The 7,832-nt window shown below is 70.2% G+C and carries 6 protein-coding genes; 4 read left to right on the top strand and 2 right to left on the bottom strand.

What is annotated here, in order from left to right:
• Positions 1-410 precede the first annotated feature (410 nt).
• On the bottom strand, positions 411-2,495 hold the full coding sequence (locus H504_RS39045; RefSeq protein WP_051386282.1) for a GAF domain-containing sensor histidine kinase: 2,085 nt from the start codon (positions 2,493-2,495) through the stop codon (positions 411-413).
• 643 nt (positions 2,496-3,138) lie between these two features.
• Between H504_RS39045 and H504_RS0126035 the strand changes: the two genes are divergently transcribed.
• The gene (locus H504_RS0126035) at positions 3,139-3,621 is read left to right on the top strand and encodes a hypothetical protein (RefSeq protein WP_157440638.1); all 483 of its coding nucleotides are present in this window, start codon (positions 3,139-3,141) and stop codon (positions 3,619-3,621) included.
• On the opposite strand, the gene H504_RS42690 is transcribed toward H504_RS0126035, so the two are convergent.
• Complete coding sequence (locus tag H504_RS42690; RefSeq protein WP_035306201.1) at positions 3,528-4,040, bottom strand: helix-turn-helix domain-containing protein; 513 nt, start codon at positions 4,038-4,040, stop codon at positions 3,528-3,530. The two genes, H504_RS0126035 and H504_RS42690, sit on opposite strands and share 94 nt — an antisense overlap.
• A 221-nt stretch (positions 4,041-4,261) precedes the next feature.
• Here H504_RS42690 and H504_RS0126025 point away from each other — a divergent pair, with 221 nt between their 5' ends.
• The 3 genes from H504_RS0126025 (at position 4,262) to H504_RS0126015 (ending at position 7,392) form a co-directional block, all read left to right on the top strand.
• Positions 4,262-5,086, top strand: a complete 825-nt coding sequence (locus H504_RS0126025; protein WP_026425169.1) for a helix-turn-helix domain-containing protein — start codon at positions 4,262-4,264, stop codon at positions 5,084-5,086.
• Positions 5,087-5,169: 83 nt separating this feature from the next.
• Positions 5,170-6,021 carry an SAM-dependent methyltransferase gene (locus H504_RS0126020; RefSeq protein ID WP_026425168.1) on the top strand — a complete coding sequence of 284 codons (852 nt, stop codon included), beginning with the start codon at positions 5,170-5,172 and terminating at the stop codon, positions 6,019-6,021.
• A 66-nt stretch (positions 6,022-6,087) separates the two neighbouring features.
• Positions 6,088-7,392, top strand: coding sequence for an alpha/beta fold hydrolase (locus H504_RS0126015; RefSeq protein ID WP_026425167.1), 1,305 nt, complete (start codon positions 6,088-6,090; stop codon positions 7,390-7,392).
• Positions 7,393-7,832 lie beyond the last annotated feature (440 nt).

Here is a 7,832-nt window from a genome sequence, read left to right as displayed (position 1 = left end):
CCCCTACCAAACCCGCCCCGCCACCCAACAACCCACCGCACCACAACCCACCGCACCACAACCCACCGCACCACAACCCACCACGACCAACCGGCACCGCGCCCCTCGAAACCCCACGCAAATCGACGAAGGCCGCCAGCCCACCCCACGCGCCTCGGGACCCGCCGATCCCAATCGCCCGTTGTGGTGGAGTTGTTTTGTTTGGGGGGAGCGGTGGCCTAAGCCGGCGGGCGGGTAAGGCCACGCTTTCCAGTGGCCCCGCCTTTTTGCCTTACCCAGGCTGCCGCTAGGGGCCCCAAACAAAACAACTTCACCACAACGGGCACCCCCGCTTTATCTGGCGCCCAAGCGCCGGCGTCGCCGAAGGCGACCAGGCCGACCCCCGAGGCGCAGCCGAGGCCCAGTGACCATCAAGACCGCTGCACCCGCAACCGCACCACCCCGTCACTCCCCCTCGGCGCCGGCGCCGTCACCACCCCCGGCACCGTAAAGCACACACTACTCCCCACCACACTCCCCGGATCCACCCAAATCCGCCCCCCATGCCGGTCAATAATCCGCCGACAAGTACTCAACCCAATCCCAGTCCCCTGATAATTCCCATTCTCCCGATGAAAGAGCGCAAAAACCTTCTCCCGCGCATCCGCCGGTATCCCAATCCCGTTGTCAGTGACCCGTACAGTCACCGCCCCACCCTCAAAACTCGCCCCAACATGCACCCGAGGCACCACCCCCGGCGCCACGTACTTCACCGCGTTCCCCAACAAGTTAGCCATCACCTGCCGCAGCAATGTCGGATGCCCCGGCACCGCGGGCAACGCGTCCCGCGTGATCACAACCTCATCACGCCCAGCGCAGAGCTCAGCAGCGAGATCGTCAACAATCCCGTCGAGGTCGACTTCCCGCAGCCCCAACGGTTCCGCCCCCGCCCGCGCGTGCGCGAGCAGGTCGTCGATCATCACCGTCATCCGCAGCGCCGCCCGCGAGATCGCCGCCAACGCCTTCTCCTCGCTGGCCCCCCGGTCCGCCGCGAGATCGGTCAAAACCTCCGTGTACGCCGTGATCGCCGTCAACGGACTCTTCAAGTCGTGCGCGACCATCGCCGTGAACCGATCCAGCTCGTCGTTCGCGGCCGCCAACTCGCTGTTCGCCAACGCCAACCGTTCCCGAGCGGCCTCGCGCTCCGTCACATCCCGCAAGAACGCGTGGAACCGCTGCTCCCCCTGCCACGGGAACGACGCCAGGCTCAGCTCGACCAGGAGGTCACTCCCGTCCCGACGAACAGCGGGTACCTGGATGAGGCCGTCCGGCAGCCGTGCGTGCCCAGTGGCGGCGCGGCTCATCAGTCCGTGCTGGTGCGCGGCGGCCAGGTGCGGCGGGACGATCAGCTCGCCGAGCCCACGCCCGCACGCCTCATCGGTTGTCCACCCGAACATCTCCTCGGCGGCCGGGTTCCACGCCGTCACGACCCCGCGCGCGTCGGTGACGATGAACGAGTCCGGCGCCGTCTCCAGGATCGTCGCCAGCAGTTGCTCCCGATCGGCCAGTTCCTGCCCCTGCACGCGCTCCACCGTCACGTCGGTCATCGTGACGACGGCGCCCAGCAGGGTTCCGTCGGCTCGCCGCAGGGCCCGTCCGGCGCACTTGACCCGCACCGGGTCGCGGTCCGCGGTGGCGATGACGATCTCCACGTCGCGGACCGAGCCCGCGTGCAGGGCCTGGTACAGCGGGATGTCGTCGGCGGCCAGCGGGGTGACGCCGTCGGCGGCGAAGAGGCTGTAGTGGGTGGCCCACTGGTCGTGGGTGATGGCCGAGTCGACGTCCAGACCGTGCCAGCGGCGGGCGACCCGGTTGAACAGGGTGAGCCTGCCGTTCTCGTCGCAGGCGACGATGGCGACGTCGATGGACTCGTACACGGCCTCGGTCAGCTCTTGGCGGACCTCCAGTTCGCGCGCGGAATCCTCGGCCTGCGACCGCGCGGTCTGCGCCGCAGCCGCCAGACCGGCGGTGTCGCGGGCCTGCTTGCGCCGCTCGAACAGGGCGAGCACGACCATGGCGAGGTCTTCCATGGCGGCGATCTGCGCGTCGCCGAACTCGCGCGGTTCGGTGTCGAACGCGCACAGCGTGCCGAGCACGTGGCCCTCGGGGGTGATCAGCGGGACCGAGGCGTACCCGCGGACCTCGGCGAAGCGGCCGGTCACCCACGGGTTCGCGGCGAACCGCAGGTCCAGGCGGGCGTCGGGGACGTGCACGGCCTTGCCGCCCTCGACGACGACGGCGCACATGGAGTCTTCGCGCGCGGAGTCGCCGCCCTCGAAGCCGACCGTGGTCAGTTGGCACTGGCGGTGCTCGTCGAGCAGGTTCAGCGTCGCGGTCGGCACGTTCGCGACCCGGGCGGCCACCCGCACGACCGCCGCGAGCTCGTCGTCGGCGGGCGCGTCGAGCACCCCGTATTCGTGCAGTGCCGCCAACCGCGCGGTCTCATCCACAGCCATCCGCCTCCCGCGCCGACTCCTCTCCGCCCCGACATCGACCGCGGCGGGCCCGGCCGGAGGAATCGGCCGGTTGTGACCGGGTTGCCGATCCGGTGCGCCGCGGTTTCGGCGATTACCACGGGGGGACGTGCCAAGAACACGACAAACTCTGGACAACCGGCAGGCCGCGCGGACGGCGCCGACGCGGGTGCGGCAAGGTGGGCACCGGCCGCGGTTCTACTGCGTCGGGAACTGACCGGCCCGCGGGTTTCACTCAAATAGACGAGTACCGATCGGTTGGCGACGAAATATGGGCGCGCACGGTGACCGCCGGCGGTTTGATCACCCATTCGCGTCGACCTGGTTTGTCCACTGTGGACATATGGCTGCCAGCGGGCGTTCGGCGCGCCCGAATCGGTGGGCCGTTCACCGCAGTGCGGCGACCGTCCGGCGTCAAGCTCATAGCCACCCCGGCAACGGGGTAAGATCGGTCGTGCATACTGAATGACGAACAAGGGCCGCGACTCGCCTGCGAGTCGCGGCCCATGGACACCGCAACTGTTGGCGCAGCTCCGGTGTCGGCATCGTTCATCTACTAAAGGAATAATCTTCGATGTGGATACTACGTCCCGATCCCGCCCCATCGCCACCTGAGCGGATCGGAGTGCGATCGCTCGATCCGGTGATCTTGCCCGCCACTCCCCGCGATCCCCGCGCCGCCGTGTGGTGCGTGGTGCTGTACCGCGGTTCCGACCGGCCGGGCAGGCACCGCGCCGTGCACACCCGCCGAACTCCGTGGCGCGCCTTGGCGTTCACGGTGCTGGTGGCCGCCCTCGCGGTGGTGGCGTGGTTGGTCGCCGAGCAGTCGACCCCCGCCTGGCTGGCCCGCTCCGGTCAGTCCCTCGGCGGTCTGGTGGCCGCCATCGCGTTGTTCGCTCCGGTCCTGCGCCGCGACACCGGTCCTGCGCCCGCGGGCTTACCGGCGGGTTCCGTTGCGCCGCAGCCGATCGCGCAGGCACCGGCCCGCACTCCCGACCGGCGGAACACCGCTGGTCAGGCCTGGTCCTGGTCCGCGCGGCCGGTGGGGTTACCCCGGCCGCGCAGGGTGATGCCCGCGGCGAGCAACGTCTCCCGGACCTTGGCGTAGGACATGCCGGAGCGCTCGGCCAGCCCGCGCAGGCTGCTCCCGGCCTGGTAGAGGTGGATGAGGTCGGTGGTTGTCAGCGTGGCCGCGGTTGATCTGGGGGCTGGGGCGGCGTCCGCGCGTTCCAGCAGGCGGCGGATGGTGCGGCGGTCGATGCCGCTCTCCTCGGCCAGCGCCTGCATCGACCGGCCGCGCTGGTACCGGTCGGCGAGCACGGCGGCCAGCCGGTCCTCGGGCAGCCCGAGGCAGGCGGGCCAGGCGGGGGCGACCACCCCGGCCTCTTCCAGCAGCCTGCGCACCAGGGTCGGGGACCGACCGCTCTCCTCGGCCAGCGCCGGGATGCCGGTACCGGTCTGGAAGGCGGCGGCCAGTTCGTGGGCGGCGCGGGCGCGTTCGGCCCCGCGTAACGGCGGGGGAGTCATCTCGCCCGGTCAGAGGGACACCCGGGGCGTCGCCCCGGCGCACGAGAAGGGTTTCCCGGCAACGATGTCACCGCGGTGCGCGGATCGTCATCCATCGGCGGTGAGCACTCCGATTCCGGTACGCCAGGGGGCACGCTGTCGAAGAGTAATAATCACACTAGCGATCACGGGCGCCGTCCGGGGGTTCCCCGGACGGCCGAACCGGGACCCGGGTGGTGCCCGTGGGTGACACCGAACGCCTTCGACTCGGCCACCTGCTCAAGCAGTGGCGCGACCGACGGGGCATGAGCCAGGTCTCGCTCGCCGGGGCGCTCGGCTGCAGCCAGTCGAAGATCAACAAGATCGAGACGAAGACCACCAGGATCAGGAAACGGGACTTGGAGCGGCTCGTCGCGGTCCTCGACGTCCCGCACGAGGACGCCGAGCGGCTGTGGACGTTGCACGGCCTGGCATCGCTCAAGGAGGACGACTGGCCGGAACCGAAGTTGCGCAGGCTGCACGGGGCCGAGCGATCGGCGGTCCGCATCCGCGGCCTGCACCTGGAGGCGATCCCCGGTCCGCTGCGCTGTGCGCCCTATGTGGTGCGCCGGGCCGCGGAACTCGGGCCGACCAACCAGGAGCAGCTCAACGCCCTGGTGGCCGCGCGGGAGTTCCGGGTCGAGGCTCTTACCCAGAACCCGGGCTGCCGGTTCGACTACCTGGTCAGCGAAAGCGCGTTGCGCCGCCTGGCCGGGCACGGCCGGGCGGCGACCCTCGAACAGCTCGACTCGCTACCGGACCTGATGGCCCACCACGAACACCTGACAGTGCGGGTGTTGCCCTACGACGCGGTAGCCGTCGTGGGCACCACCGAGTACACAATCGCGCACATGGCCGAGGGCGATCAGGACTTCGTGTGTGTGGAAGACCCGTATCAGCCGCGGTACCTGACGAAGCCCGCGCAGATCGCGCCGTTCGCAGAGCTTTTCGACCGGTTGTGGGCGGTGGCGCTCACCCGGGACGACACGGTCAAGTTCATCGAGCGGTTGCGCCGGGAGGAGGGGTGAACAGCCACACGTTGGTCGGATAGCTGGGAGCCGGTCCGGAGTCCTATCCTTGATCACAATCAGCCGGACGGCCTAAGGACGCGATGGTGACCGCCGAGGACGACCCGTACCGCCCGCGTCCGGTCGACCTCGAACGGCCCAGCGTGGCCCGGGTGTACGACTACCTGCTCGGCGGCACCGCGCACTGGGCGGTGGACCGCGACTTCGCCAACCGGGTGCTCGGCCGGTTCCCGCTGCTGCGCTCGATCGCCCGCGCCAACCGGCGGTTCCTGGGTCGCGCCGTGCAGCACCTCGGTGGGCTCGGGGTGCGGCAGTTCGTCGACATCGGGTCCGGGGTGCCGACCATGGGCACCACGCACGAGGTGGCCGACGCCGACGCGCGGGTCGTCTACGTGGACAACGACCCGGTGGTCGTCGCCCAGGCGCGGGTGCTGCTGGAACGCACCGGCGACCCGGTCCGGCACGCCGCGGTCGCCGCGGACCTGCGCGCCCCGGACGTGCTGTGGCAGCGGATCGCCGATTCCGGCGTGGTCGACATCGGCCAGCCGTTGGCGCTGCTGGTGATCGCCGTGTTGAACGTGCGGCAGCCGGACCCGGCAACCGGATCGGATGTCGGTCCGGTCTCGGTCGCCCGCTACCGCGAACTGCTGCCGGTCGGCTCGTACCTGGCCGTCTCCCACTTCACCGCCGACGGCGTCCCCCCCGACGTGGCGGCCGACCTGCGGCTGGTGAAGCGGTTCTACGAGGAGTCCGGCACCTCGCTGATCTCCCGCGACCGCGCCGAGATCGCCGCCCTCTTCGGCGATTTCGACCTGGTGGCACCGGGTCTGGTCTGGACCCCCGACTGGCACCCCGAGTACGACGACGAAACCGAGCCGTTCTCGTCGCCCGCGCACTCGGCGACCCTGGCCGGGGTCGGCCGCAAACATCGGTGACATCTCGGGGCCACCATCATCCCCCGGGTGGATGAGCGCTGATCATCCACTCGCGAGGATCGCCTTGTGTGGACCAAACGCATCGCCGCTGTCGCCCTTGTCGCGACCGCGGCCACAGTTGTCACAATCGGACCGGCGGCCGCATCCCCGCCGCGCTGGACCCCGTGCGGCGCCGAGGGAGCCGAGTGCGGTTCCGTCCAGGTTCCGCTGGACTGGGCGCACCCCAACGGGAGTCGCATCACCATCGCCTTGACCCGCCTGTCCGCGGCTGATCCGGCGCACCGCGTCGGTGTGCTGCTGTTCAACCCCGGCGGACCGGGCGGCTCCGGTGTCGAGCTGGTTCGCGACTACGGCAAGGAATTGTTCCCCCAGTCCCTGCGCGACCGCTTCGACCTGGTCGGCTTCGACCCCCGCGGCGTCGGCGAGAGCACGCCCGTCAAGTGCCCGGTGGCGCCCACCGACCCCACCATCAGCGATTTCCCGCAGACCAAGGCACAGTACGACGCCCTCGTCGCGCACAACCGCGCGGTCGCCGCCTCCTGCCGCGCCGCGACCGGCCCCCTGATCGACCACGTCGACACGATCAGCGCCGCCCGCGACATCGACGTCATCCGCGCCGCCCTGGGCGAGTCCAAGATCAGTTGGCTCGGCCTCTCCTACGGCACGATGCTCGGCGCCACCTACGCGTCCCTCTACCCGTCCCGGGTCCGCGCCGCGGTCCTGGACGGAGCCGTCGACCACACCCTCGGCGTCCGCCGAATGGTCATGGACGAAACCCGCACCACCGAAGACGTCTTCACCCGTTTCGTGGCCTGGTGCCAGTCCGACACGAGTTGCGCCATGCACGGCCAGGACGTCACCGCCCGGTACCGCCAACTCAACACCACCGACGCCGTCGGCTTCACCGCCTACGGCGCCCTCACCTCCCCCCGCGCCTGGCCCATGCTCGCCGAGGCCCTGAAGTCCGGCACCGGTTTCGACGCCCCCACCGACCCCGCCTACCGAGTCATCACCTGCCACGACTTCCCCACCGACATCCACAGCTTCCCCCAACTCCAAGCCCGCGAAGCCGAAGCCGCCCGCCTGGCCCCCATCACCCGAGGCTACGTAGAAGCCTGGGACGTCCAAGTCGGCTGCATCGGCTGGCCCATCCCCCCGGCGAACCCATGGGCCCCAACCCCCGTGAACGGCCCCAAAGTCCTCGTAGTCACCGGCCACCACGACCCCGCCACCCCCTACCCCTGGGGCGTCGCCCTGGCCCACCAGATCACCGGCTCCCAACTCCTCCCCTGGAACGGTGTCGGCCACACCGCCTACCTCGAAGACAAGGCCACCCAGGCCCAAGAAATCGCCTACCTGACAGAGAACTAACTCCCCCCACGGCCCGCCCTCCTTTCACCCCCGAGGGCGGGCCTCCTTCTCCCCGCCCACTCACACTCACCCCCCCACCCAACCAAAAAGCCACCCCACACCAGCAAGACTCCACACTGGACACCGCACCCCCACCCACCCACCCACCCCTCACCGACAAGCGCCACACTCGCACCGCACGCCTCGAAACCGTTGCCCCATCGACGAAGCCCCACACGCGCACCGCGCGCCTCGAACCCCGCCCATATCGACGAAGGCCGCCAGCCCACCCCGCGCGCCTCCAAACCCACCCATATCGACGAAGCGCCACCCCCGCACCGCGCACGTCGAACCCCACCCCACATCGACGAAGCGCCACTCCTGCACCGCCCCCCCCAAAAAAAAACAAAAGAACCACCCCGAATCGACGAGGGCCGCCAGCCTGCGCCGCGCGCCTCGGG

The organism is Actinokineospora inagensis DSM 44258, assembly GCF_000482865.1.
GTDB lineage: Bacteria > Actinomycetota > Actinomycetes > Mycobacteriales > Pseudonocardiaceae > Actinokineospora > Actinokineospora inagensis.
This window is presented reverse-complemented; position numbering and strand designations above follow the sequence as displayed.

What these genes read in the sequence shown, in the direction of transcription:
- H504_RS42690 (WP_035306201.1), bottom strand. Translation starts at nt 4,040, where the DNA reads ATGACTCCCCCGCCGTTACGCGGGGCCGAACGCGCCCGCGCCGCCCAC.
- H504_RS39045 (WP_051386282.1), bottom strand. Translation starts at nt 2,495, where the DNA reads ATGGCTGTGGATGAGACCGCGCGGTTGGCGGCACTGCACGAATACGGG.
- H504_RS0126020 (WP_026425168.1), top strand. Translation starts at nt 5,170, where the DNA reads ATGGTGACCGCCGAGGACGACCCGTACCGCCCGCGTCCGGTCGACCTC.